General features: G+C 68.7%; 21 protein-coding genes. 8 read left to right on the forward strand and 13 right to left on the reverse strand.

Annotated features, from left to right (window positions below; genetic code table 11):
- Positions 1 to 41: 41 nt before the first annotated feature.
- The 9 genes from AB5J56_RS33515 to AB5J56_RS33555 all read right to left on the reverse strand — a co-directional run bounded on the left by AB5J56_RS33515 (position 42) and on the right by AB5J56_RS33555 (position 8,493).
- The gene (locus tag AB5J56_RS33515; RefSeq protein WP_369238203.1) at positions 42 to 1,229 is read right to left on the reverse strand and encodes a hypothetical protein; all 1,188 of its coding nucleotides are present in this window, start codon (positions 1,227 to 1,229) and stop codon (positions 42 to 44) included.
- 9 nt (positions 1,230 to 1,238) lie between these two features.
- Positions 1,239 to 2,570, reverse strand: a complete 1,332-nt coding sequence (gene eccD / locus AB5J56_RS33520; RefSeq protein WP_369242958.1) for a type VII secretion integral membrane protein EccD — start codon at positions 2,568 to 2,570, stop codon at positions 1,239 to 1,241.
- Positions 2,571 to 2,622: 52 nt separating this feature from the next.
- Positions 2,623 to 2,916 (reverse strand): hypothetical protein, encoded by a 294-nt coding sequence (locus AB5J56_RS33525; protein ID WP_369238205.1) that lies wholly within the window; start codon positions 2,914 to 2,916, stop codon positions 2,623 to 2,625.
- A 6-nt stretch (positions 2,917 to 2,922) separates the two neighbouring features.
- Positions 2,923 to 3,783: a pentapeptide repeat-containing protein gene (locus AB5J56_RS33530; protein ID WP_369238207.1), complete on the reverse strand. Its 861-nt coding sequence runs from the start codon at positions 3,781 to 3,783 to the stop codon at positions 2,923 to 2,925.
- 233 nt (positions 3,784 to 4,016) lie between these two features.
- A complete protein-coding gene (locus AB5J56_RS33535) occupies positions 4,017 to 5,033 on the reverse strand; it encodes a hypothetical protein (RefSeq protein WP_369238209.1) in 1,017 nt (338 codons plus the stop codon).
- Positions 5,030 to 7,375 (reverse strand): hypothetical protein, encoded by a 2,346-nt coding sequence (locus AB5J56_RS33540; RefSeq protein ID WP_369238211.1) that lies wholly within the window; start codon positions 7,373 to 7,375, stop codon positions 5,030 to 5,032. The genes AB5J56_RS33535 and AB5J56_RS33540 overlap by 4 nt, the downstream gene beginning before the upstream one ends.
- Positions 7,372 to 7,764, reverse strand: coding sequence for a DUF6507 family protein (locus tag AB5J56_RS33545; RefSeq protein ID WP_369238213.1), 393 nt, complete (start codon positions 7,762 to 7,764; stop codon positions 7,372 to 7,374). Before AB5J56_RS33545 ends, AB5J56_RS33540 begins: the two co-directional genes overlap by 4 nt.
- Positions 7,765 to 7,823: 59 nt before the next feature.
- Complete coding sequence (locus AB5J56_RS33550; protein WP_369238215.1) at positions 7,824 to 8,135, reverse strand: pore-forming ESAT-6 family protein; 312 nt, start codon at positions 8,133 to 8,135, stop codon at positions 7,824 to 7,826.
- A gap of 25 nt (positions 8,136 to 8,160) precedes the next feature.
- Positions 8,161 to 8,493: a hypothetical protein gene (locus AB5J56_RS33555; RefSeq protein ID WP_369238217.1), complete on the reverse strand. Its 333-nt coding sequence runs from the start codon at positions 8,491 to 8,493 to the stop codon at positions 8,161 to 8,163.
- 326 nt (positions 8,494 to 8,819) lie between these two features.
- Between AB5J56_RS33555 and AB5J56_RS33560 the strand changes: the two genes are divergently transcribed.
- Positions 8,820 to 9,215 (forward strand): hypothetical protein, encoded by a 396-nt coding sequence (locus AB5J56_RS33560; RefSeq protein WP_369238219.1) that lies wholly within the window; start codon positions 8,820 to 8,822, stop codon positions 9,213 to 9,215.
- A gap of 13 nt (positions 9,216 to 9,228) precedes the next feature.
- On the opposite strand, the gene AB5J56_RS33565 is transcribed toward AB5J56_RS33560, so the two are convergent.
- Positions 9,229 to 12,543, reverse strand: a complete 3,315-nt coding sequence (locus AB5J56_RS33565) for a type ISP restriction/modification enzyme (protein ID WP_369238221.1) — start codon at positions 12,541 to 12,543, stop codon at positions 9,229 to 9,231.
- A 296-nt stretch (positions 12,544 to 12,839) separates the two neighbouring features.
- On the opposite strand from AB5J56_RS33565, the gene AB5J56_RS33570 reads away from it, so the two are divergent.
- On the forward strand, positions 12,840 to 13,571 hold the full coding sequence (locus AB5J56_RS33570; RefSeq protein ID WP_369238223.1) for a hypothetical protein: 732 nt from the start codon (positions 12,840 to 12,842) through the stop codon (positions 13,569 to 13,571).
- 622 nt (positions 13,572 to 14,193) lie between these two features.
- Positions 14,194 to 16,047: an FUSC family protein gene (locus AB5J56_RS33575; RefSeq protein WP_369238225.1), complete on the forward strand. Its 1,854-nt coding sequence runs from the start codon at positions 14,194 to 14,196 to the stop codon at positions 16,045 to 16,047.
- A gap of 524 nt (positions 16,048 to 16,571) precedes the next feature.
- Here the strand turns inward: AB5J56_RS33575 and AB5J56_RS33580 are convergent.
- Positions 16,572 to 17,216, reverse strand: a complete 645-nt coding sequence (locus AB5J56_RS33580) for a dihydrofolate reductase family protein (RefSeq protein WP_369238227.1) — start codon at positions 17,214 to 17,216, stop codon at positions 16,572 to 16,574.
- Positions 17,217 to 17,302: 86 nt separating this feature from the next.
- Positions 17,303 to 18,259, reverse strand: a complete 957-nt coding sequence (locus AB5J56_RS33585; RefSeq protein ID WP_369238229.1) for an endonuclease/exonuclease/phosphatase family protein — start codon at positions 18,257 to 18,259, stop codon at positions 17,303 to 17,305.
- A gap of 186 nt (positions 18,260 to 18,445) precedes the next feature.
- Between AB5J56_RS33585 and AB5J56_RS33590 the strand changes: the two genes are divergently transcribed.
- The 5 genes from AB5J56_RS33590 to AB5J56_RS33610 all read left to right on the forward strand — a co-directional run bounded on the left by AB5J56_RS33590 (position 18,446) and on the right by AB5J56_RS33610 (position 22,685).
- On the forward strand, positions 18,446 to 19,798 hold the full coding sequence (locus tag AB5J56_RS33590; RefSeq protein WP_369238231.1) for an amidohydrolase: 1,353 nt from the start codon (positions 18,446 to 18,448) through the stop codon (positions 19,796 to 19,798).
- A 153-nt stretch (positions 19,799 to 19,951) separates the two neighbouring features.
- Positions 19,952 to 20,167, forward strand: a complete 216-nt coding sequence (locus AB5J56_RS33595) for a hypothetical protein (protein ID WP_369238233.1) — start codon at positions 19,952 to 19,954, stop codon at positions 20,165 to 20,167.
- Between the two features lie 43 nt (positions 20,168 to 20,210).
- A complete protein-coding gene (locus AB5J56_RS33600) occupies positions 20,211 to 21,377 on the forward strand; it encodes a cytochrome P450 (protein ID WP_369238235.1) in 1,167 nt (388 codons plus the stop codon).
- Positions 21,378 to 21,617: 240 nt separating this feature from the next.
- Entirely contained in the window at positions 21,618 to 22,310 is a 693-nt protein-coding gene (locus AB5J56_RS33605) for a DUF899 domain-containing protein (protein WP_369238237.1), read from the forward strand.
- Between the two features lie 201 nt (positions 22,311 to 22,511).
- Entirely contained in the window at positions 22,512 to 22,685 is a 174-nt protein-coding gene (locus AB5J56_RS33610) for a hypothetical protein (protein WP_369238239.1), read from the forward strand.
- 56 nt (positions 22,686 to 22,741) lie between these two features.
- Here the strand turns inward: AB5J56_RS33610 and AB5J56_RS33615 are convergent, their stop codons facing one another.
- The gene (locus tag AB5J56_RS33615) at positions 22,742 to 24,703 is read right to left on the reverse strand and encodes an ABC transporter ATP-binding protein (RefSeq protein ID WP_369238241.1); all 1,962 of its coding nucleotides are present in this window, start codon (positions 24,701 to 24,703) and stop codon (positions 22,742 to 22,744) included.
- Between the last annotated feature and the right edge of the window lie 13 nt (positions 24,704 to 24,716).

Genomic DNA, 24,716 nt, shown 5'->3' on the forward strand with positions numbered 1-24,716 from the left:
GTCCACCATCCTTTCTGCGGCCGCCAGTCGGGTGCTCGTGGTCATCGCACGCGCACCGCCCGCCCCATGGTCTCGGCGGCGAGCTGGATGGCGGCATCCTGGGAGTGCCGGCCGAGCATGGCGGTGTGGATGGGGCCTCCCTGGGCCAGATGACGGTCGTAGGGCAGCAGCACCACGGCCACCCCGGACTCGCGCAGATGCGCGACGGCGGTCTTCACGTCGAGCGTGGTGTCGGGGGAGTTGGCGCTGAGTGCGACCACGGTGGTGGCCAGTGCGGAGTGCGGCAGTTGGGCCAGCCAGTCCAGGACGGCACGGGTGCCGTTGACGCCCTCGGCGGTCAGCGGCGCGACCACCACCCGGGCATGGGCGGTGTCCATCGCCGTACGTGCCACCTCGCCGGGCAGACACTCGCAGTCCACCACCGTCACCGCGAAGTAGCGGCGCAGAGCCAGCGTCACGGTGCGGTAGGTGCCTACGTCCAAGGGGGCGCTGACGCGGCCCTGGCCGGCCGGGAGCAGCCAGCCTCCATCCGCCACGGGCACCAAATAGCCGGTGACGTCGGTGAGTTGCATGGTCGGGGTGAGGATCTGGGCGACATCCGTGCACGCCCAGCGCACCGACTGGGCTCCCAGACGCACCGGCAGCGTGCCCAGGGCCGTATCCGCCTCCAGTGCGAGGACCGGGTCATGCCGGTAGTGGTTGAAAGCGCGGGCCAGCAGGGCGGACACGGTGGACTTGCCCACGCCGCCCCGGATCGAGGTCACCGCGATGACCCGGCCGGTGGTGACTGGTTGCTGTATCTCCCTGGCCAGCCGGGATTGTTCGGCCACCTCCTGCGACGCCGAGGCAGTCAGCTTGCGCAGTGCGCGACTCGTGCGGCGGACCGCCGAATCCCCGTGCTGCGGAGAGCCGAGGGCGTGCGCGAGGCGCGGATCGACGGTGGGGACGGATTCCGGCGCGGCCATCGGAACCCGCGGATCCCGTACGCCACTTGTACGCGGATCCTGTACGCCGTGCGGAGTCGGCGGCGTCGCCGGACCCGGCTGCTGGTCGGGACCTTGCGCTGTCTGCGCAACACCCTGGAGGTCGATGGCCGACGGGCTTTGGGGAGCCGCTGTCGTCGGCGGCACCGGACGGGTGGCGCGCAGACCGATGGTCGGCTCGGCCCCCTCGGGAGTCCCGCTGCCGAGCTGTCGTACGAGGTCGCGCTGCCAGTCCGGTTGAGCCATGGCACACCCCTACGCGAAGGTGTCGAGCAGACGCCCGTACACACCGAACACCCCGATCACCAACGGGAACAGGGCGATCACACCGACAGACTCCAGCACATCCCCGAACCTGCGCAGCCGCACCCGTAGGTGCTCGGCGGGCCGCACCGCCAGCACGGCCAGGGGCACCAGCGCCAGCAACACCAGCGCGGCCAGCGGTCCCGCCGCTCCGGAGTGCTCCAGCCATGCCCACACCAGACGTACGGCCACCGCCGCGGCCGAGGCCAGGAGCACCGTCACCTCGACGGTCAGCGGGAACGCGCGCGCCCGCAACGCGAGCACCACGGTGACGGCCACGGCCAATCCTGCTGTCCACACCGAGACCGAACCGAGCAGCAGCACCCCTGCCGCCGCAGCCGAAACCGCCATGACGAGGGTGGCGAGCGCCAGGCCACGATGGGTGGCCGCGAGCGCCGAGGACACCTGATAGCGGCTCACCGAGGATCCGCCCGAGCGCCGGTCGTCCAGGCCCGACAAACCGGAGACCATCAACGCAAGCCGCGGCAGCACCCCCAGCACGACGGCGGACACCACCGCCGACAGAGCGGCCGCACGAGCCGTCGGCGAGACCGTCCCGCCGTCCGACTGCACCGCAAGCGCCGCCTCCCAGCACACGACGGCCCCGACGAGCGCGGCCGCACCGACCAGGCCGCCCCGTCCCAACGGCGAGAACCAGCCCAAGAGCATCAATGCCACGATCGCGACCGCACTGACACCGGCCAGCCGCCCCGCCCCGGGCCACGCGTACGCATCGCCCAGGGACCAGACGCCGAGCACACCCAGTGCGGCGCCCGCGACGATGAGCGTGGCAGCCAACGGATACTTCCGCACCCGCCCCAACAGAGCACCGCCCAGAGCCGACACGACGGCGAGAGCGAGCAGCCCTGACCCCACGGCGGACGGTGCGAACTCGCCCTGGGCGAGCACGCCGGCCGTCAGCGTCCACAACACCGTGGCCGCCCCCGCCACCACCTGCCGCACCTCTGGCCGCCAGGTCCACGCACGCGTATCCACATCAGCGGCAGCCTCATCGGCGACGTCATGCACCACCGGGGCCGACGGCGCGTCCTCCGCCCGCACCAGCCGCAACACCGCACCATCGGCCACACCCGCCGACTCCAACGTGCCGTCCAGCGCCAATGCCGACCCGTCCGCACCCACCAAATGCCGCAACTCCGGGCGGCTGCCGACCTGGTCGTCCAGCAGCCGCATCACCTCGGGCAGCAGCAGCCCCACCGGCTCCTGGGAGGGGAGCACGAGGTCGACCCGCCGCCGCTCACCCACCAACGTGACCCGACTCAACGCCGTACGGCCATGGCCCACGGCCCCCGCAGATATCACGCGCTCCAACCAATCATCGAGAAGAAGGGGACGCCAGCGAGGAAGAAGCCGACGGAACGGATGTCGGGTACGACGGCACCGACGACCCGTAAGGGCTCTTCCCGATCAGCCGATGCGACACGAACGACCACCCCACACACCCCGCACACAACACCGCCGCGATCACCACCCCGGCGACCACCTTCCCCAACCGCTCATCAACCGTCCGCCGCTGCCGCTGCGCCCCGAACAACAGGGCATCCCGCAGGCGTCGGCGCCGCACTGACACCGACTCGAGCAACTGACTGTCGTAATCCTGCGCTGCCACGGTTGCCTAGGTGTTCTCTCTTGTGACCTCGTCGATGAATGAGGCCGCTTCCGTTTCGCTGATTTCCACGTGGTCCACTTCGTTGTGCCCGAGCTCATAGAGCCGCAGGTACTCGGTCGGCTCCCAGCGCAGGTTTCTGGTAAATGCCTCGTCATGTGGTACACCGTCCACGACGCGGCGCCGGACAATGCCTTGAGGATTACTGCGCGAGTATCCCTCGCTGAACTTCGCGTAGTAGGTGATTTCTTCGGAGAGGGGATTGAGGACCCTTACCTTCGCTCCGCGGCTGTTCAGCCACTGCTGGAGGTCCTGTCCGTTGATTTCCTGGCGCACACCCGCTTGATTGATGACCGCTGGGCCGAAGACGGTGCCGGAAAGCCCCTGAACGATCGTGCTCTCGTCCAGCACTGCTTTCAATGAGGTTTCGAGTACTGAAGCGTTGGTGAGATCGGCGCCCTCCAGCCGGACGTCAATCAGCGAAGCGCCATCGAGCTTCGCTCCCCGGAAACGGGCTGAGCGGGCATCGACCGCCCAGAGATCGGTACTGCCCAGGTCGGCCCCGTCCAGGATGGTTCCCTGGAGAGAGGCTTCATCAAGTTCGACTTTGACCAGCGATGCCCCTGTGAGATCCGCCCCGTCAAGCTGAGCTCCTTCGAGGTGCGCCCGATAGAGCTCGGTACCGACAAGCTTCGCGCCCCGAAGGTTGGCTTGCGTCAGGAGTCCCATGGCCAGATCCGCGCCCGACAAGTCGGCCTGAGAGACATTGAGCCCCGAAACGTCCAGAAGTGTGTCCGCTTGCTCGACCCACTCTTGTAGCGCCGCAGCGGCTTCCGCGTCGGGTGGCATTATCCGGACGATTCGTTTCACGTCACGGATACCAGACAAGTCGATTAGTCCACCCGTGCTGCTCGACGATCGCCCCGACGTCGTCGATCGCTGCTGGATTGGCATTGCGCATATGTCGGGACGTTCTCCCCTGACCCATTGTTCGCGATCTTGGGCGGGAGAATCTAATCTCGGCATTTCCACTAACCTCCTTCCGTTGCATGCCTGATTGCGTGACAGGGGAGTCGCACGGTCGACCTGTGACTTAGAGATCCTCAGTATCGACCGGACAACTCCTCAAGGAAATCCAAGGACGGGGCTTCCGTTGGGCGGTCCTCGACGATGGAGCCGATCTCTGGTTGGGGTGACTGCTGAGCGAGCCAGGCCAGTGCGTTGAGCGGGGAGAGCCCTCGGCCGTGGGCCTTCCTTAGGCGCAGCAGCCATCCTGCTCCCGCGTCGAACGCCTCGTCACCGGCTGCTGTTCGAGGTACGTAACCGGCGGCGGCATCGCCGACGGACGCCCAGACGAAGCCGAGTGTCCTGCCCTCCCGCTGAATGGCGAAGTACCGCACCGGGTGCTCGGTGATCGACTCGTACTCGTCCTCGGAGCTCGGAATGCGGGCGCTGAGCAGGCTCGCCCGGTCGAGTCCTTCGAACGTCCCCCAGGAATCGACGTAGGCGGGGCCCTCGCTCCTAAGGTCCTTGAACCCGGTCGCGGTGGGCGCCGCGTAACGGTTCTCGTCGCCCGGCGCGGGGGTGCTGCCTAGCAGGGCCGAAATGCCCTCCAGAGCGTCGGCGAGCCGGGGCGCATTCGCCGCATACACTTCGGGCTGCTCGCGGTCACGGGTGTCCATGGTCAGCCATGCGTCGGAGTACGTCTCCAGCGTCACGACGAGCAGCTTGCCGTCCCAAACCTCCAGGTGGATGCCGAACAGATGCTCCGCCCGGTATTCGAACCCCGGCTCCAGCCACCACCCGGGGCAGTCGATCTGGATGGTGAGGACGAAGTCGCCATCGAGCGCCTCGGCCTGTGCCACCGCGGGGGCGAGATCCGACCCCGCAGCCAGGGGATCCGCTCCAAGGTGCAGTCCGCTCGCATCGAGGCGGACGTCTCGCAGCTTCTCTCCGCTCCGGGCCAGAACCCTGCCCTTCCCCTCGGGCACGGCCAGGTTCCGCTTCGCCAGCTCGTTCCAGACCGCCACAGCGGTCTGTGCGGCACGGGTAGGCAGGATCTCATCGTCGTGCGCCGTGACTTCCCACGTCCAGTCGCCGACGGGGGTCGAGGTGATCACAACATGTCCTTGGGGTCGGTCTTGCTGCCTGGCGGGATCACGAGGTTTCCGTCCTCGAGACGTATGACGAAGGTGATGTCCATCCCCTTCCGTCCTCGTGTGCCGCCGTTGATTGCCATGAGCTCATCGTAGGAGCCATTGGACATCCACTCCGCGATCGTTCCCCGACCGCCGTCCACGAGCAGCACGGAGTGATCGGCCTCGGCATTGGCCAGCTGGAGCAGGTACTTGCCCCGGGTTATCTCGCTGACGGGATCCTGGGGATCGTTGAGGTGCTTCATCTGGTACGCATAGACGTCACCGGACTCGTCCTTGATGCGGATGTCCATGTCGGCGCCGATCGGAAACTTCTGCTCGAAGTCGATGGCGTGCGCGGGCACCCCGCTTCTCACCAGATCATCCGCGAAGATCAGCTGATCGGCGGCGGGTTGGAACATCTGCTCCCTCTTGGCCCCCAGGGCTGAGACCACCTGCCCGTACTCGTCGCCCTGGTTGAAATGGCCAGAGCCGATGATGTCGGCGACCCGTTGCCCGTCGGATTCCGAGGCAAGACGGTCCAGCACCCTTTCCATGACGTTCGGCTTGGGCCGCTTGGCGCCGGGGATCCCCTTGACCGCATCGCGGATCCGCTGCTCCGTCTCGCCTCCACGAAGCATGGGTTGGGGTTCGCCTTCCTGCGATGGGCCACCCGCCGTGGCGGACGAACCGCCGTCAGAGCCATCGCCGGAACCGTGCGAGCTTCCCGCGCCATGCGCCGAGCTGTCGCCAGGTGCACCATCGCCTCCGCCGTGTGCCTCAGGACGGTGAGTGGCACCTGACCCTTCAGCGGCATGTCCGGGTTCGGGCCGACCGGAGTGGTCTGTGGGCCGATTTCCAGCGGCATCGCCGTCGCTGTGGTGTGTTCGCGGGATGTCGTGACTGGCCTGTTGGGGCGCGCCCTCGCCCGAGTGGGCACTGGCCTCGGGCGTGTGGGCGCGAGCGCCGACGAGCCTGGGTTCCTGCGGCCGCGCGGCGATCGATGAGGCACGTTCGGAGGCCGAGAGCTCGTGCGGGATGGGGTTGGTGTGGGCGACGCCGTTCTTGCTTGCGGTGAATGTGCCGTCCCCGACACGGAGTGTGGATCCGTCGGAGAGCTCCAGCACGCTCTCCGGCCCCTTGGCCGCGCGAAGTTCACCCAGGCCGGTACGGATGTTGGCGGTGACTTCGGAGATCTTGGGCAGGGCGTACCTGGTGGTCCGGACGGCGGTGCTGATCGGGTCGACCGCGTCGGCGACGCGTGCCGCGGTGAGGAGGGCCTTGGCGCCGGCCCCGGCCTTGCCGCCGGCCGCGGCGACGCGGGCCGATGCGGCGGCGCCGGCGAAGGGCAGAAGGTTGAAGGTGACGACGCTGCCGGAGGCGCGGGCCGGGTTGGTCTTCCACATGTCCCACTTGAGGAAGGCCTTGCCGGTTTCCTTGGCGTACGGCTTGCTGCCCTGGGCGAAGTCGCTGGCCCAGAAGCCGGTGGGCTTCTGCCCGCTCGACTCGTGCAGGTACGTTTCTCCGCCGACGACCGCCCGAGTGAGGCCTTCCCAGGCGAGCTTCGCCTGGTCGGAGCCGTGGACTCCGACCATGGTGTAGAGACCGTCGATGGTCCCGCCCACGCCGTCGACGACGAACCCGTCCCAGACGTGTTCCTTGATCTGGTGACCGAGGTCCCAACCGCTGTGGGTCAGGGCCTGCGGGGTGCCCCACGGCAGTTTCTGAGCCTGCTCGTAGGTCTCGGCCGTGGCCCCGTAGAACTTGACCCCGAGCGGCACCAGCATGTGGTTGGACTGCTGCATGTACTGGGTGCCGCCCACCAGGGCCGTGATCTTGTCGTGGGCGGCGATCTCGGCGGCCTCGAAGGCCGCTTTGGCCTTGTCCACCGCATTCATCAGTGCCGTGTGTTCGTCGATCTTGTCCTGGTTCTTGGTCCAGTCGTTGTCGACCGGGCCGTGAGTCCAGTCACCGGAGCCGCGGTAGGTGTCCTTGTCGACGGACGCCACGAACGCGGCCGCCTTGACCTTGAGTTCTTTCAGCCGGTCGATGATCGGCTTGACCGTGGCGGCGTACTCGGCGAGGGCTGCGGCGACGGTCTCGACCTTGCCGGCGAACTCGTCGGCGCGATCGCGCGCCGGTGCCGTGGAGGCGAACAGATCGGTCGCCTCGGGTGCCTGGTAGACCCCCGCCAACGCCTGGAACCGCGTGTGCGCCGCCTCGCCCGCCCGGCGGATACCGTCCGCGCCCAGCCGCAGCTTCGAGACATGCTGGTCCAACAGCCCCAGATCGCCGGTGAAGTGAGGGATGCCTTCCGGATCGATCACCGATTGCCCCGCTTCAGATCCGCGATATCCAGCCGGTCCTCCACCACGCCGGCCGCCTCATGCTGCACGTGCGCGGCCATCGCGAGGTCGCCCTGCTGGTAGGCCACGGTCGCCTCGATCGCGCCGTTGACCGACTTGCCGGTCCGCTCGCCGACGAACTGCAGCTCGCTCGCGGTGCCCTCGACGAACTCAACCAACGCCGACCCCACCAACCCGGCGATCGGCGTCTTTCCGTTTGTGGCTTCGGAGGTGAGCGTCCCGGCCCAGAGCGCGGCCTGCTCCACGTCCGTGCCGTAGGCCTCCACGATGTCGTTCAGCGTGGTCATCACATCGCCCACCCGCGACAGGACCACCTCCACACCGGCCGGATCGATATTCCACTTCGGCATGCCCCACCCCCTGTTATGCCGTGCAGCCTTGCTACTCCCGCACGCCAAGTGCGCGGAACTCAGCCGATGTTGTCGACGGCCGCGCGTGCCTTGCCCATGGTCGACTGCGCGGTCCCGTCGTTGTGCTCAAGCGTGGAGCGCACCAGCCGGATGATGTCGCGGACCTCGTTGGCAGCGTGGTTCCAGCGGACTTCCTTGCCGTGGTACTCCTCGGAGACGCCGTCCGCCGTGAAGTCGCCCATCGCGGCCTTCACGGCGCGGTCGCGGTCACCAAGTACCCGCTCCAACTGGCCGATGACGCCCTGCAGACTGCCCTGCACCTCGGTGGAGGCTCCGGTGTCGTACGATCGACGGTCCTGGTTCTGACCCATCGTCAAACTCCCCCTCGTGGATGGACTATCGGGCGCCGAAGCGGGCCGCGTCGAAGTTGGCGTGCCCCATGTTCTGATGCGCGTTGTCCTGCTGCTCCTGGTCGCCGGAGCCGAATGCGGTGTCCATGCCGCCCTGACCGCCCAGGATCGCGTTCAGCGCACCGTTCAGATCGTCCGTGATCTCATCCGCGCGCCGCTTGAAGTCGTCGAACGCGACCTTGCCCGCTCCGTTGAACTTCCCCTCCAGCGGCTCGGCCGCCTGGATCAGCCACTGGATCAGCGTGCCCAGGTCGTCAACCGAGCCGATCGTGCTCTTGCCGAGATCCGCCAGGGTCGACGACCCCATGTCGAACTTCATCCACCCGCCCCCGTAAGTGTTCTGTGTGCCATGGCTCTTCTCCTGCCAAGACGTGCTCGCGCGGCACGCGCGTCCCACAGATGTTCGAACATCTTCCCGCATAACACGTTGCAGGCGCAACGTACTTGGGGGCGAAGTGGCGTGATCTGGCCCATGATCGGCGTGTGGTGATGGGTGGTCCGGTTTCCCTCCCGGCCGTACGCCTTCGCCAGGGGTGGCAGGGCGGCTTCCCGGGCAACGAAGGAACCTCTGCTGAGCAACGGATCACTGGATCTGCGAGCTGTGGCGCGGACACCCCGACGGTGCACTGTGCTAGGCATGGGGCCATGCCGCTTCCGCGCTTGGTGCTCACCGAATCACAGAGCCGCCTCCTGGCCGAACTCATGCTGGATGCACTTCCGGATCCGGCCGCGGGCGCCAAGGCCCAAGAAGCCGTCCTTGCACGTGGGTTGGATGCGGACGAGGTCCTCTCGGATGTTCCGGAACTCGCCTTCCTGGGGTTGGTTGTCCGGGAGGGCGGTGCTGTAGCGGCCACCGACCTCGGCGCCGCCCTCCACTTTGAAGCCCTTCACGAAGCCGTGGAGTTGCGGCTTTCGAATGTGGTGCGGTTCGTCGAAACGGTTGACGACCCCAACTCCCGCTGGGCCCTCGCGGTGCGTCGCTTGGCGCACGGGGACATCTCGCTCGATGACGCGCTGGCCGGCGTGGACCAGATGCGCTGAGCTCACGTCGAACTCAGACGTCACCTTCCTCGAAGCCGAACAGGCCGTCCTCCGCAGGCCGTCTGGCGCTGCGTGCCGACGCCTGCACGGGCAGGACCCCAGCTCCCTTGAGATCTTCCTCCGTCACCAGGGGGCTGACGGCGATGGCGGTGAGCAGCTCGTTCTGCGTCGGCGCGAGGTCGGTCAGACGGCGCAGAACAGAGAGCAGCTCGATGAGCTCGCGTGTCCATTCAGGGGGCCAGCTCGCGACGTGGAGATCATCGAGCGGACTGGTCTTCTTACTGTTCGGCTTCGCCTTTCGGTAGCCGAACCACTTCTTGACGATCTCCATACCGCCGACGTCATACGCCCACACGGCGGCTGGTACAGGAGCGAGGGCTCCCTCCCCGAGCCGGAGGGTCTGGGTCTCGGCGTCGTAGATCAGCCGGTCGGGAAGCGTGTCTCCGATGTGGGTCGCGTACTGCACCTGACGGGCGTCCCCTGGCGCGAACTCGGTGTCCCCGGCTGCTCGGCCCGCCGCCGGATCCGCATACCTCTCGCCGAAGGTGGAGGCCCACAGCACCTCGCGGCCGAGGGCCACGCCTCTGTTCCACAGCTCCCGATCACGAGTGATGGGGAGACGCACACCGGGGGTCAGCAGATCCTCGGCGAACCGCGCAGTGAACGCGGGGTGGCCGGCGACGGCGATCGCATACGCGGCCAGGTCGTCCACGCCGATCCGTTCGAGACCCAGAGCTTGGGCGAGATACGGCAGCAGACCTCGGGGCGTGTTCGGGGATCCGTCAGGGTGCAGTAACGGCATGATCCGGCCGCCGCGGCCGTTGAAGTGGTGGGTATCGGGGAGGAGATGTGTTGCCACCAGGGCCGGGCCGGAGCTGATCTCGTGTGACGACTGTTGGTTGAGGAAGAGCTGGCCCTCCTGGAGCGATGCCCACAGGTCGGGCCGCGGGTAGTCGAGTGCGCGGTTGTCGGCGATGAGGTGCTGGCGGTCAAAGCTGCGCAGAGCCGTGCGTATGAGGTGCGGGGTTGTGGTCGTCTCCTCGGCGAGCGAACGCAGCGAAGATGCCTGGTCGGGCAGCGGCTGTCTTGTGTTCGTCAAGGTGAGATCCCGCGTTTCCTTGAACAGCTCGGCCTTCCGCGCCGGGTCGGCCTCCCGGATGAGGCGCGCCCATCTCCGGCGCAGAAGCTCCGCGGAGGGCGAACTCACCCACGATCGGTTCGCTTTGGAACCCGGACTGCCCCATGGGAAGAGGTCGTTGAGTTCGGGGAAGTCCTCCCAGCCGGACTCCGTGACCGGTGTCAAAGGGCGCGTCCCCTGCGTATGCGTGTCCCGCCACCCGCCGTCGTCCAAGTGGATCTGCCTGAGCTGCCGGAACTTGTCGGCGCGCTTCCCGCTGACCGCTCGGTAATGGATGTGGGCACGGTGGTCCGGACCGCGCTGCACATCCGCCTTGCGGACGAAGACGTAGATGGCCAGGGGTTGGGCGACTCCAGGGAAGACTCGGGTCGCGATCTCGGGTCGCTGGCCTTCCGGGGAGAGATTGATGATCCATCCCTCGTCGCAGGTCCTCCGCAGATAGTCCCGCATGCCCCGGCCGCCCGGCCCGGTGGCCCATCCCGACGGGGTGATGAGGCACAGCACGCCGTGTCGGTCCTCGGGGTGGGCGTCGAAGACCTTCCAGGTCGCCCAGCGCCAGAAGTACACGTACATGTTCTTGAGGACATGTTCGTAGCGGCCGTTCCCCTCGCACCGGAAGTCGTTGAGCAGGGGCGCGTCCCTGGGGCCCGGCCGCTTCTCCACCCAGCCGCCCCGGCCCTCGGCCTTGTCGTCGTAGGGCGGATTCGCGGTGACGACGGTGATCGGGACGTGGGCTTTGACCTGGTTGGCGCGTCTGCGTAAGTGAGACAGCGCTCCATACGTCGAAGCCAGGTACTCCTCCTCCGCGTAGGGGTTGTCCAGGGTGTCCGTCACGAACAGATTGAGCCCGCCCTCGGGCAGCGGCACCTTGTACTTCTTGAGCAGGTCCGACGCCCGTAACTCGGACACCGCGAAGGGGCCCATCTGCAGTTCGAAGCCGTACAGCCGGGACGCGAGGCGGGAGATGGCGTCGCGGGCCATCGCGGGACCGTGGCGTTCGACGGCCTGCTCGGCGACCCGCTCGATGATCGTGTGGAGGAAGGTCCCCGTGCCCATGGCGGGGTCGACGATCCTCACGTCGTCCGCCGCGAACCCGAGTTGTTGGTCCAGCCGCGTACGGAGTACGTCCTCGGTGAGGCGGACCATGTCCTCGACGACTTCGCGAGGCGTGTAATACGAGCCGCTCTTCTGGCGCAGAGCCGGGTCGTAGACCGTGAGGAAGTGCTCGTACAGATGGAGGTACGCGTCCCGGTTGCCGGTGCGGATGGCCGGCCAGTTCACTTTCGCAACGGTGCGGGTCAGCAGGTCGAGCGTGACGGTGAAGCGTGCGCTGACGTTGTCCGTGAGCAGTTGCAGTGCCTTGCCCATGAGGGCATGGTCCGCGTCCAGGAGGCGGCCGATCTCGTGGAAGGAGTCGGGCTTGAGCGTGATGTCCTCGGTGCGAGCCAGTAAGAGCGCGAACGTGACGGTCTGCGCGTAGCCGTCGGCGAAGGTGGCGTCGTCCGCGGACGGGAACAGATACCGTCGCCAGTCGTTCTTGAGCCCGGTGAACGGCCGCGCGCGCATGTCGTCGTCCGGCGCGGTCGATCTTGCCTCGGCGGCGAGCTGCTCCAGCACGGCCGCGCGTAACAGTCGGCACAGCCGGGCGACATGCTGGACGAGGCGGGCGACCTGCGTGATCGGCTGGGGAGACCACCTGAGGAACTGTTTGAGCAGCGCGTCGAAGGCGCCGGGGTCGACGATGGAGAGCTTGTCACCGGCGCTCTTGAGCGATCCACCGAAGTGAATCGTCTCGCCCACCTGTCGTCCGTCACGGAAGAGCCGCCACTCCGTACCGTTGGAATACAGCAGGTTGGGGAGGTCGCGGAGCCTTTCCCACTGCTCCCGGTTGCTCTTGCTGAAAGTCTCCGGATCCACGGGAAGCCCTGGGCGCTTGAGCTCGATGTAGCCGATGATGTCTTCCCCCGCCCGGACCGCGTAGTCGGGCCGTACCCCGAGATCCGGAAGCGCGAACTCGTCGTGCCAGGTCACCTCGTGCTGCTGGTGGTGCTCGCCGACGGTCTGGAGCAGGACTTCGAGGGGGCCGCGTATCGCCGCCTCCGGACCGCCACCCCCGGAGAGCTTCTGCTTGCACGATCTGCCGAACTGCGCCACGGCAGCGCTCAGCCATCCGTACTCGTCTTGGCGCATATTCCCCCCATAGCGGGGTCGTCCCCGAGACGGAGTTCGGTGACCCCAGCAACCCTATTTTTCAACGGAAGTGAGGGGATGTCAGGAGTGCTGCATGCGCTTTCCAGGGGAATATGCGGCGCAAGGGGCGCACAGTGCGGCTTCGTGCTCCCTGCCCTGCGCCCGGCTTACGCCCCCTCTTCGAGGAGGAATCGGCTCGCGGCAGGTACGCTCCGCCGCCAGGTCTGCCCTCGGTCTGATGATCTCGCCGAATAACCCTTCGAGTTAAGGCAGTTGTCGCTGGTAACGTCCCTGTCGTGGCGAAACTCAATCAGATCATCGCGGTGGAGAAGGGCATCAAGTCCAAGTCCCATCAGGACCTGACGTCGGCCCATCACGGGCTGCAGAAGCCCGCGTTGCTGGCCGGTATTTCGCGTACCTATCAGCCCAAGGACGAGGAGGGTGAGCAGTTGCCGCCCGAGTCGACTCGGGTGCAGGTGCAGGCGGAGGATGTGTTGCGGGCTACCGCGGCGACGCTCACGCGGCTGTTCGATGTGACTGCCACCAAGGACTGGGCGAACTGCACGGCCCGTGCGGACGTGAAGGTGGACGGGCGGGTGCTCGTTGCCGAAGTGCCCGTGTCCTACTTGCTGTTCCTTGAGAAGCAGCTCACCGATCTCAATACCTTTGTGCGGAAGCTGCCCGTGCTCGACGCGTCCGAGTCGTGGGTGCAGGATCCGTCGACCGATGCGTGGAAGACCGAGCCCGTGCGGACGTTGCGGACCAAGAAGGTCCCGCGGAATCACGTGAAGGCCGAGGCGACCGAGAAGCACCCTGCCCAGGTCGAGGTGTACTACGAGGACATTCCGGTCGGGTATTGGACGACCGTGAAGTTCTCGGGGGCTCTCCCTGCCCGCCGCGTCAATGAACTTCTCGACCGGGTCGAGAAGTTGCAGCAGGCCGTCAAGTTCGCCCGGGAAGAGGCGAACGGCGTCGACGTCGACGATCAGCGGGTCGGCGACGCCTTCTTCGGCTACCTGTTCGGGTAGCCTCAAGAACTCCCCGGCCACAACGCATCACGGCCGGGGTGCGCGAGGAGCGCAAAAGCTGAAGCTGAAGCTTGTCGTGACTGGGCGGTTCCAGCGGAGGTTCGAATCCTCCCCGCGGCTCTCAACTCGCCTGCCGCGGTAGCCCAACTGGTAGAGGCAGACCGCCATCAATCTCAGACTCTTGCTCCAGACTCAGTATTCGCCGCCGATCGCCGGATCGACCGGGCCCAGGCCCCAGTACGCCGAAATGCTGGTTCAAGTCCAGTCCTCGCAGCTCGATGCGAGGTGGTCCAAAGGCAGGACGCGGCGACATCACGACTGACCTGGGTTCTCAAGCGTGCCGGCGTGTGAAGATGGGCGGCATCACAGGGTCCGGGGGCCGGCTACGCCCTCGGGCCCGCTCCCGTTTGCAGCACCTCCTCGTCCACGGGTTGCGGGCGTGCCCAACGTGCTCGAGCCCATTGCGTTCATAAAGAACGTGGGCCTCACGCCATCCGTCACCTCGTCGAAATATCAGCGTTCCATTTTCTCCAGACTCGCGATCTACCGTGGGTACCACCTCGCCCGGCCGATGTCGCCCGAAGGCAGAACGAACACTCCGCCCTCGTCCGACAGGAGCCCCGTGTCCCGCCTCAGTGTCGCCGTACCGCCCTGGCTCGCTCATGCCCTGCGCGCCCAGCGGGGGCCGATTCCCTGGAGCGCGGTGGTGCGCGGGGCGCTGACCGCCGGGCCGCTGCTTCTCGTCGCTGTGGTTGTCGGGCGTACGTCCGTCGGTGTCGTCGCCGCGCTCGGGGCGATGCTCGCCGGGATCAACGACCGGCCCGGCAGCCGTAGGGCCTCCGTCCGGCGGATCGGGGTGCCCGCGCTCGCGGGGGCCGGGGGACTGCTGGTCGGGTCCTACGGTGGCCAGCATGTCGGGGCTGTGGTGCTGACCCTTGTTCTCACCGGGCTTGGGCTGGTCGCCGGGGGTGTCAGTGCCATAGGGCCCGTCGCCTCCGGGGCCGGGACGCAGTTACTGGTCACCGCCGCCATCGGGGCCGGGATGCCGTTGCCCGAGGTCGGGTGGCAGCGGGCCGTCTTCTACCTTGCCGGGGCCGGGTGGCTGCTCGCGCTGCGGCTGGTGGTGCCTACGCCCGGGGCCACCGCCGGTGACTATCGGTTCGACGGGGAGCGGGATGCCGTAGCCGCCGTGTACGAGGCGATCGCCTCGTTGCTCGACGCGGCCGGTGGCGCGGAGGCGAACGGCCGCCGGGTCGCGCTGACCGCCGCGCTCGATCATGCCCAGGACGCGCTGTCCGGGCCCCGGCTGCGCCGGTACGCCAGTTCCGCGGCCGAGCGGCGGCTGCACGCCCAGTACGCGGCCGCGCTGCCCCTCGCCGAGGCCGCGACCGCGCTCGCCTGGGCCGGGGAGCCCATCACCGCCCGTGCCTCCGAAGGGCCTCGGCGCCTTGCCGACGCCGTACGGACCGGTACGCACACCGGGCCGCTACCCGCGCCCGGCCGCTCCGCACCCGCGCTGCGCGCCCTCGACGACGCGCTGTTGCACGCCGCCGACGCCTTCGACCGGGGCACCGGGACCGACCTGCACACCCGGCGCCGTACCGCCAAGTCCTTGTTCCGTACTGCCCTCGGCTCGGGCGGGCGCGAGTACGGGCTGCGGGTCGCGCTGTCCTTCGGCGCCAGCGTGGCCGTCGCGCAGGGGCTGCATCACACACTGCACAACGCGCACTGGTACTGGCTGCCCGCGACTGCCGTTTTCCTCGTCAAGCCCGACCTCGGGCCGCTCGCCTCGCGGGTGCTGTGCCGGGCGGCGGGGACGGTGCTGGGAGCCGTCGTCTTCGCCGGGTTCGCCGCCGTGCTGCCCCGGCCGGAAGGCCTCGTGGCGCTGGTCGTGCTCAGCGGCGCGCTGATTCCCGTCGCCACGCGGCACTTCGCCGCGCAGACTGCCGTTGTCACCGTGCTCGTCCTTGCGCTGGTCATGGTGGGCGGGGAGCCGCAGGCCTCCTGGAGCCGGATCGGCGAGACGCTGCTGGCCTGCGGGATCGTGCTGCTCGTCGGGCATCTACCGATGCCGGGGCAGCGTGCGGGAGGCGTACGAGCCCGGCTCACCCGCGCCACCGAGGCGGCGCACGCCTACCTCGGGCACGTCCTGAGCGGGTCCGAGGACCGCGCCGGCCGCTGGGCTCTGCGCCGCGAGGCCTACCGCGCCCTCGCCGAGGCCCGCGCCGCCATCGACCTCACCGCCGCCGAACTCCCCGCCCTGGCACGCCACGCGGAGGGCACGGACGAGGTCGCGGCCACCCTTGAGCGACTTGTCGATACGACGACCGCTTGCGCCGTGCATCTGGACGACACCGGGCGGCTCACGGCCCGGCACAGCGAGCGGATCACCGAGTTGCTCACCGAGCTGAGCGAGGGGCGTGCGCGGGCGGGGCTTCGGGCGGTCGAGGTGCCGGGCGTGCGGATCGCTGTTTAGGGCGGCCCGCCTTCCGGTCGGCGAGCTCCTCGGCGAGTTGGACCAGGGGTGTGCGCGCCGGTCTCTTCATAGGCGATGAGCCACTCGGCGGCTGAGGCGCACGTAGCCTCAGGGGCATGGGTGACTATCTGCCGCTCCTGGTGATCTTCGGTGGTCTCGCTGCTCTCCTTTGCGGCCTTGTGTGGTTGGCGTTCCATGTGCGTCGCCGGGGCACTGCTGGCGGAGGCGTGACGGCGGCGCTGGCCTCTTGGGAAGAGGCGTACCGCGTGACCTCGCATGAGTCCTACTGGGAGATCAAGGCACAGGCGGAACGCCAGTCCCCTGCGCTGTCGCCGGATGGACACTGGCGACCGAACGACGCGAGGCAACGGGGCGCCGAGAGCCAGAAGTCTCTTCCGGCGCGCCGTCGCGGAGGCCGCACGAGCCTTCGGCGCCTGGCCCGGTGGCCGCGGCGGCCGCGAGGCTAATCGAGCCGAGGCTCAAGGCTCCCTGCGCTCTTCTACGGGACCTGGTGAGCCCCTGTCTCACTTCCGCCAGAACAGATGGTGCGTCACGCCGCTCGGGCTCGGCACGACCTCCAGGTGGAACCGGTCGCGCAACTCGTCGGGTGACTCCCACAGGCGTAGTCCGGAGCCGAGCTTCACCGGCGAGACCGCCACATGCATGGTGTCGACGAGGTCGGCGTCGAGGAACTCCCTGAGGGTGGTGACACCGCCGCCGAGTCGGACGTCTTTGCCCTGCGCCGCCGCCCGTGCCTGTTCGAGGACCGTGGCCGGGTCGCCGTCGACGAAGTGGAACGTGGTGTCGGAGAGCGTGATCGAAGGACGCTTGTGGTGGGTCAGGACGAACACCGGGGTGCGGAACGGGGGCTCGTCGCCCCACCAGCCGCGCCAGTCGTGGTCCTGCCAAGGCCCGCGCTGGGGCCCGAACTTGTTGCGGCCCATGATCTCGGCGCCGATGTTGCGCGCGAAGTCCCGCGTGAAGTGGTCGTCGAGGCCCCGGCTCCCCCCGGGGTCGGTACGCATCGGCCAGCTCGCCGTGGCGCCGGCCCAGGCGAACAGCCGTTCGGCACCGTCGAGGCCGAACGGACGCTCCAGGCTCTGGTCCTCGCCTGCACCGATTCCGTCACTCGAGACGTTGAAATTCTGGACCCTCAGCAGCTGAGCCACGTGTTTCCTCCTGTGTTGTCGGCAACGGTGGTGAGACTCTCCCGGCCGGGAAAACTCATCGCTGCTGCAACATCCGCGTCGGCTGATCAGGGCCCCACCCGCACCCAGACCGGTGCGTGATCCGACCCCGGCGCACCCTGTCGCGCCGTCGGGTCCGGCCCGACCGACGGCAGGGCGAGCGTGCCGTCGCCGGGCAGGCCCGTGCCCGCCTCGGTGACTCGGTGGACGAGGCGGTGGCTGACCAGGATGTGGTCGATCAGTTCACGGCGGCCCGAGTTGATGCGGGAGTAGCGCTGCTCGACGGGGATGAGCGGGGCCACGTCCCACAGGCGGGTGGCGTCGCCCTGGTCCGGGTGGTCGTAGCCGGGGGTGCCGATCTCGGAGCCGGGCGGGCCGAGCAGGATCTGCGTGGTCGCGGCCAGGACCTCGTCGTTCATGTCGCCGAGGACGGCCAGGTCCCGTTCGCGGCCCTCGCCCGCGAGCAGCTCGTCGGCCAGGGCACGCAGGGCCGCGGCCTCGGCGGTGCGCCGGTACAGGGCGTACGCGCCGTAGCGGGCCCGCTCGCCCTCGTTGCGTGGCTGGAAGCGGCCGCCGGGGTACGACAGCAGCTTCGACTTCAGATGGCAGACGGCCACCGTCAGGGTCAGCGCCCGGCTCGCGATCTCCACCGCGAGGAAGCCGCGGCCCGTCCGTGACACGAGGTTCCCGGCGTCGTCGCCCTGCACGGGTCGCAGCCGCTCGGGGAAGGCGATCGTGTCGGCGAGCACTCGGGGCACGAGGTCGCGGCTGAGGAAGCCGACCCGGATGCCGCGGTCGTCCGGGTGCTCGGAGAGCGCGATGTGCCAGTCGCCCTCCAGTATTCCGGCCAGGTCCGCCAGGGCCTCCGGGTCGCCGACCTCCTGGACGCCCAGCAGGGTCGGGTCGAGTTCCGCGATGACGGTGGCCAGAGCGGCGAGCTTCGTCTCGTACGCCGCCTTGTCCTGGGGGCCGAACGGGCCGCCGGGCCGGTAAAGGTTCTCCAGGTTCCAGGTGCCGAAGAGCATGCCGGGCCCCTTTCGAAGGCTCTTTCCGAAGGCCAAAGACGCTTTCCGAAGGCGTGCTGCCGTCAGGAGCGATGTCGTCGGCCGTGGTGTCGCCAGAGTGCCCGCGCGGCCGCCGCCGCGACAGAGCGGGGACAGGATGCGTGGTTCACGTCCCCCAGAGGGACGACCGCGCCGTACGGTGACGGCATGACGTCGTCTCCCGCTGACCTCATCATCACCGGATGCACCGTTCTCACGCACGACGATCATGATCGGATCGGGTTCGAGGAGGACGCGGCGATCGTCGTACGAGGCGGGGTCGTCGAGTCAGTGACGAGCGCTGCCGCCGCAGCGGACCTCGCAGCCGCCGAGCGCATCGACGCACGCGGCCAGGTCGCGATGCCCGGCCTGATCAACTGCCATACGCACGCCCCGATGGTCGCGCTGCGCGGCGTCGCCGAGGACCTGCCCACCGAGGAGTGGTTCAACGACGTCGTCTGGCCCATGGAGTCCAACCTCACCGCGCGGGACGTGGAGTTGGGCGCCCGGCTGGCCTGTGCCGAGATGATCCGCGGCGGCGTCACCTGCTTCGCGGACCACTACTTCTCCATGGACGAGGTCGCCGCCGCCGTCACCGAGTGCGGGATCCGGGCCCACCTCGGGGAGGCGTACTTCTCTTCCCAGGGCGCCCAAGGCCGGGAGAAATCCCTGGAGTTTGCGCTACGACACCGGGGCGGCACGGGCGGCCGCATCACCACCGCCCTCGCCCCGCACGCCCCCTACACCGTCGACGACGCCGACCTCGCCGCCACCGCCGAACTCGCCCGTGAACACGGCCTGCCCGTGCACATCCACGCTTCCGAGAACCGCGAGCAGACCGACATCAGCCTCGCCCGGCACGGCGTCACACCCATTCAAGTCCTGGAGCGCGCAGGGCTGTTCGACGCCGACGTGCTCATCGCGCACGGCACCGGCATCATCGACCGCGACCTGCCTGTCCTGGAGCGGGCCGCAGGAGAGGTCGCCGTCGCCACCGCGCCCCGCGGTTATCTGAAGTTCGCCTGGCCCACCACCACACCTGTACGAGCCCTGCGCGAGATCGGCATCCCCGTCGGGCTCGCCACGGACGGCGCCGCGTCCAACAACTCCCTCGACGTGTGGGAGTCGATGGCGCTCACCGCCCTCATCCAGAAGTCGACCACGGGCGACCCCCGCTGGCTGACATCGCGTCAAGCGCTGCACCACGCAACGCTCCAGAGCGCCCGGGCGGTCGGGCTCGGCGAGACGATCGGCAGCATCGCGCCGGGCCGCCGCGCCGACATCGTCCTGGTCGACCTCACCGGCCCGCACACCCAGCCCGTGCACGACCTCGCCGCCACCCTCGTGCACAGCGCCCGCTCCAGTGACGTACGCACGACGATCGTCGACGGACACGTGCTGATGCGGGACCGCGAGCTGCTGACCATCGATCTGCCCTCGGCCGTACGGGAGTTGGGGGAGCGGACACCAGCACTCCTCGACCGGAGCCATGGTCGCCGGATCCAGGATTACCAGACCTGAAGAATTACGAGACCTGAAGAGTCTGCAAGACCTCAAAACCGGTCCCGGAGCGGCACTTTGGCGCCAACCCTGGGTAACCGATCGGTCGCTTCAGGTGGTTTCACGCTACACAAGAAAGCCGAGACGTCCTCGTCCGACGGGAGGCTGGGCCGGGTGGAACTGACGATTGACTTAGCGGTGCTGCTCGCTGTCATCATCTATGTGCGAATGCGCCGTCGCGTGGAGGCCCGAAGCCGGTCCGACCAGTGGCTGACCGTGGCCATCGCGCTGGCGTTCGGCGTGCTGATCGCCCCCACCGCCTTCGGCCACGGAATCCTCGACGTCATGGGCCAACTGGCCCAGGGCGTCACGGAGTCCGGCAGTCCGTGATCCCCTCGGCGTCCTGGCGCACCCAGCCCCCTAGGGTGGAGTCATGGATCTTGCCGACGGCCTTCTCGACCACCCGTACGACGTGTACCGGCGCCTGCGCGACACCGCGTCCGTGCACCGCATCGCCGGCACCGACGGCAAGCCCGCCTGGCTGGTGACGCGGTACGACGACGTACGTGAGGCCCTCGCCAACCCGCTGCTCTCGCTGGACAAGAAGCATGCGCTGCCTGGCAATTACCGGGGGCTCGCCCTTCCGCCCGCCCTGGACGCCAATCTCCTGAACATGGACCCGCCGGACCACACCCGCATCCGGCGCCTGGTCGGACGCGCCTTCACCCCGCGCCGTGTCGAGCAACTGCGCGCCCCCATCCGGGAGACCGCCGACCGGCTCCTCGACGCCCTCGGCACGCACGGCCGCACCGACCTCATGGCCTCCTACGCCACACCCCTGCCGATCACCGTCATCTGCGACCTGCTGGGCGTCCCGCACGAGCACCGACGTGACTTCCGCGCCTGGACCAACCCGCTCGTCACCCCCGACCCGGCGCGCCTGGACATCACCAAACAGGCCGTCATGGCGATGCTCGGCTTCTTCACCGGGCTCCTCGCCGACAAGCGCAAGGAGCCCGACGACGACCTGCTCTCCGACCTCATCGCCGTCCAGGAGGAGGGCGACCGGCTCACCGAGGACGAGCTGATGTCACTCGCCTTCCTCATCCTCTTCGCCGGATACGAGAACACGGTCCAGCTCATCGGGAACGCGGTGTCAGCACTCCTGCGCCACCCCGAGCAGCTCGCCGCCCTCCGCGAGGACCCATCCCAACTTCCCGCAGCCGTCGAGGAGTTCGCCCGCCACGAAGGGCCCGCGCTGCTCGCCATCCGACGCTTCCCCGTCGAGGACGTCACCATCGGCGAGGTCGTCGTTCCCGCGGGCGAGACCGTCCTACTGTCGCTGTCCGCCGCCAACCGCGACCCCAGCCGCTTCCCCGACCCCGACCGCCTCGACATCGGCCGCGACACCTCCGGACACCTCGCGCTCGGCCACGGCATCCACTACTGCCTGGGCGCACCCCTCGCCCGGATGGAGACGGAGATCGCGCTCGCCGCACTGCTGGAGCGCCTGCCCGACCTCGCACCCGAAGAGGCCGCACCGCGATGGCGGCCGTCCCTGCGCTCCCGCGGCCTGCTCACGCTGCCGGTCACCTACTGATCCGGCCCTGATCCGGCCGTGATCCGGCCCTGATCCGGCCGTGATCCGGCCCTGATCCGGCCGTGATCCGGCCCTGATCCGGCCGTGATCCGGCCGTGATCCGGCCCTGATCCGGCCGTGATCCGGTCCTGATCCCGTCTCGTGCGGGAAAATTCTTCTCGCTCCGGCGATGAGTTCCGCTTCTCCCACCGGTCCACCACAGAGAAGGGGCCGTCCTACAGCGTTCCGGAGGAGGAGCACATGACGCTTCCGCAGGTCGTCTCGCATGAGGAGTGGCGCGCCGCGCGCGAGGAACTGCTGGCCAAGGAGAAGGCCGCCACGCGGGCGCGGGACGCGCTCAACGCTGAGCGGCGCCGGCTGCCGATGGTCGAGGTCGGCAAGGAGTACGTGTTCGAGGGCGGCGACGGGAAGGCGACGCTGCTCGATCTGTTCCGCGGACGCGACCAACTCGTCGTCTACCACTTCATGTTCGCCCCGGAGTGGGACGCGGGCTGCCGCAGCTGCTCGGCATTCCTCGACCAGATCGGGCACCTGGCCCATCTGCGGGCCAGGGGAACCGAGTTCGCGGCGATCTCCCGGGCGCCGTACACGAAGATCCTTCCCTTCAAGGCCCGGATGGGCTGGACGGCGCCCTGGTACTCGTCGTACGGCACCGACTTCAACCACGACTTCCAGGTCACCCTTGAACCTGCCGGGGAGACCGGCGGCGAGCGGCCCGGCGTGAGCTGCTTCCTGCGCGACCGAGACCGCGTCTTCCACACCTACTCCACGTACGAGCGCGGGCTCGACGGGCTCGGCTCCACGACCAGCTTCCTGGACCTCACGGCACTCGGCCGGCAGGAGGAGTGGGAGGAGCCCAGGGGGCGCGCGTCGGCGCTGGGTGCGCCGGCGGGCAGCGAGCGCATCCGGTATCACGACGAGTACGAGGACTGAATTCGCTGTCACGGCGGGAACGACGGGAACGGCGAGTACGACGCGTACAAGAAGTGACACGAAACGTGAGGTCAGCGAGATTTCCCTCACAACGAAGTGGTCATCAAGTGTCGACTACGTCTCAGTACCGTCACTTCCCGAGCCGTTCACCCCATCGTTGGCGTTTAACTCTTTGAGTAGAGCGCGACATGGAGGTGCAGGGTGAACGGGCGAATGGTGCTGGAGCGCTTTCCCGCCGGCGGGCCGCGAGGTTCGTGGCCCGCGGAGGAGTTCGCGCAGGCGTGCCGCCTGCGGGGCCAGGCCGCGGAAGTCGTCATGGATCTCTCCACGGACGCCTTCCTGGTGATCGTGCGGGGTGCGACCGCCGCCGAGTGAGGTCGGTCGGTTTCCGACAGCGGTCGGCCCGAGGTCAGCCGGTCTCTTTCAAGAGGTCAGCCGGTCTCCTTCAAAGGGACCTTCGCGGGCACCTTCGCCGTGAACTGGTCGGCCTGGAGCGAGTACAGCTCCGCGTAGATGCCGCCCGTGGCCAGCAGCTCGTCCGGGGTGCCGGACTCCGCGAGGCGGCCCTGGTCGAGGACGTGCACGAGATCGGCGTGGCGCACCGACGCCAGCCGGTGCGTGATGAGGATGACCGTCTGACCGGTGCCCGCCAGGGCGCGGATCTTCTCGAAGACCTCCAGCTCGGCCCGGGCGTCGAGCGCCGCCGTCGGCTCGTCCACGATGAGGATGCGACCGCGCCGGTACGCGGCGCGCGCGATGCCCAGCCGCTGCCACTGACCGCCCGACAGCTCGTGCCCGCCGCTGAAGCCGCGGGCGAGCAGCGTGTCGAGGCCGCGCGGCAGATCCGCCACGACGTCCTCCGCACCGGCCTCGGCGACCGATGAGACCAGGCGTTCATCGGTCAGCGGCGCCGAGGCGCGTCCGACCGCGACATTGACCCGGGCCGTGAACGGCCACCGTTTGAAGTCCTGCGCCACCATCGCGATGCGCTCGGCGAGTTGGTGCCGGTCGGCGCCCGCCGCGTCGACGCCGTCCCACAGGATCCGGCCGCTCTCGGGCGCGTACAGGCCCGCGAGCAGCTTGACCAGTGTCGTCTTGCCCGAGCCGTTCTCGCCGACGAGCGCCACGATCTTGCCGAGCGGGACGCTGAGTGTCACATCGTCGAGCGCGGGCCGGGTCGACTCGCCCGGATAGCTGAACGTGACGTTCTCGAAGCGGATTTCACCCGGATCGTCGGGCAGTGCCGTGCCGCCCACCGGGATCGCGCGCTCGGCCGCCTCGACGTACAGACGCTGGAGATCACCCACGAACAGGGCTTCCTCATGAAGGGAGTTGACCTCCAGGACGAGTGTGTCGAGGCTCGCGGAACCCGTGCGGATCGCGATCACGGCGGTGCCGGCGACGGAGAGTGCCATCGCGCCGGCGAGCAGCAGACCGCCCAGCGTCGCGTACGTCGCCACGGTGGCGAGGCCCGTCCAGGCCGCGGCGATCAGACCGGTACGGGCCGCCAGCCGGGCCAGGCGGGCCTGTTCGACCTCGGCGGTCTCCGACATCGAGTGGAAGTGGCGCAGCAGGAACGGCCCGACGCCGTGCACGCGGATCTCCGGGGCCGCGGCGGGCTCGGTCAGCAGCTGGCCGATGAGACGGCCGGCCCGGGCGTGCTGCACCCAGGCGTGGAAGGACTCGTAGCGGCGCCGGGCGATCGTCAGGGCGCTCCACGCGCTCGGCAGCGTCATCATCACCAGGAGCGGCAGCAGCGCCGGGTGCAGCACGGTCAGCACGCCCGCCGCCGCGATCAGCGAGATCAGCGCGTTCACCACCTGCGTGGCGATCGAGATCATGCGCCGGGCGGACGCGGCGCCGTACTGAGCCGTGTCCAGCAGCTTGTGGAAGGCGTCGTCCTCGATCGCGGACAGCTCCACGGCCGCCGCCCGCTCCAGATACAGCTCGGTGGCCACCCGCTCCACCTTCGGTTCCAGGCGGCCGGTGGCGTACGTCGACAACGCCCGCAGCAGTGCGGCCAGCAGCATCACGGCGGCGACCGTGACCAGCGCCGGGACCGCGCCACGCAGCCGGTCCTCGACCGTGCCGCCCGCCATCACCCGGCCCAGCACACTGTTGACCGCGAGCAGGCTCACCGCCTGGGCCGCGCCCCGGGTCACCTCGGCGGCCAGCACCACACGGGCGGCGCGAGGGTCCGCCTTCCAGGCGAGCCGGAAACTGGACGCGAGCAGCGACGGCAGCCGCGTCACCATGGCACGGAAGCTCAGCTCCAGGAACGCGTCGGAGTGCCGGTTCCAGCCCATGTCGTAGCGGAGCGGACCGCCGAAGAGCAGTAACTCCGATTCGGAGGGCGCGGGTTGGGCCTCACCGCGCTTCTTCTGTCCCACCATTGACCTCCCCTGG

Origin of the sequence: Streptomyces sp. R21 (assembly GCF_041051975.1) — a bacterium.
Lineage (GTDB): Bacteria > Actinomycetota > Actinomycetes > Streptomycetales > Streptomycetaceae > Streptomyces.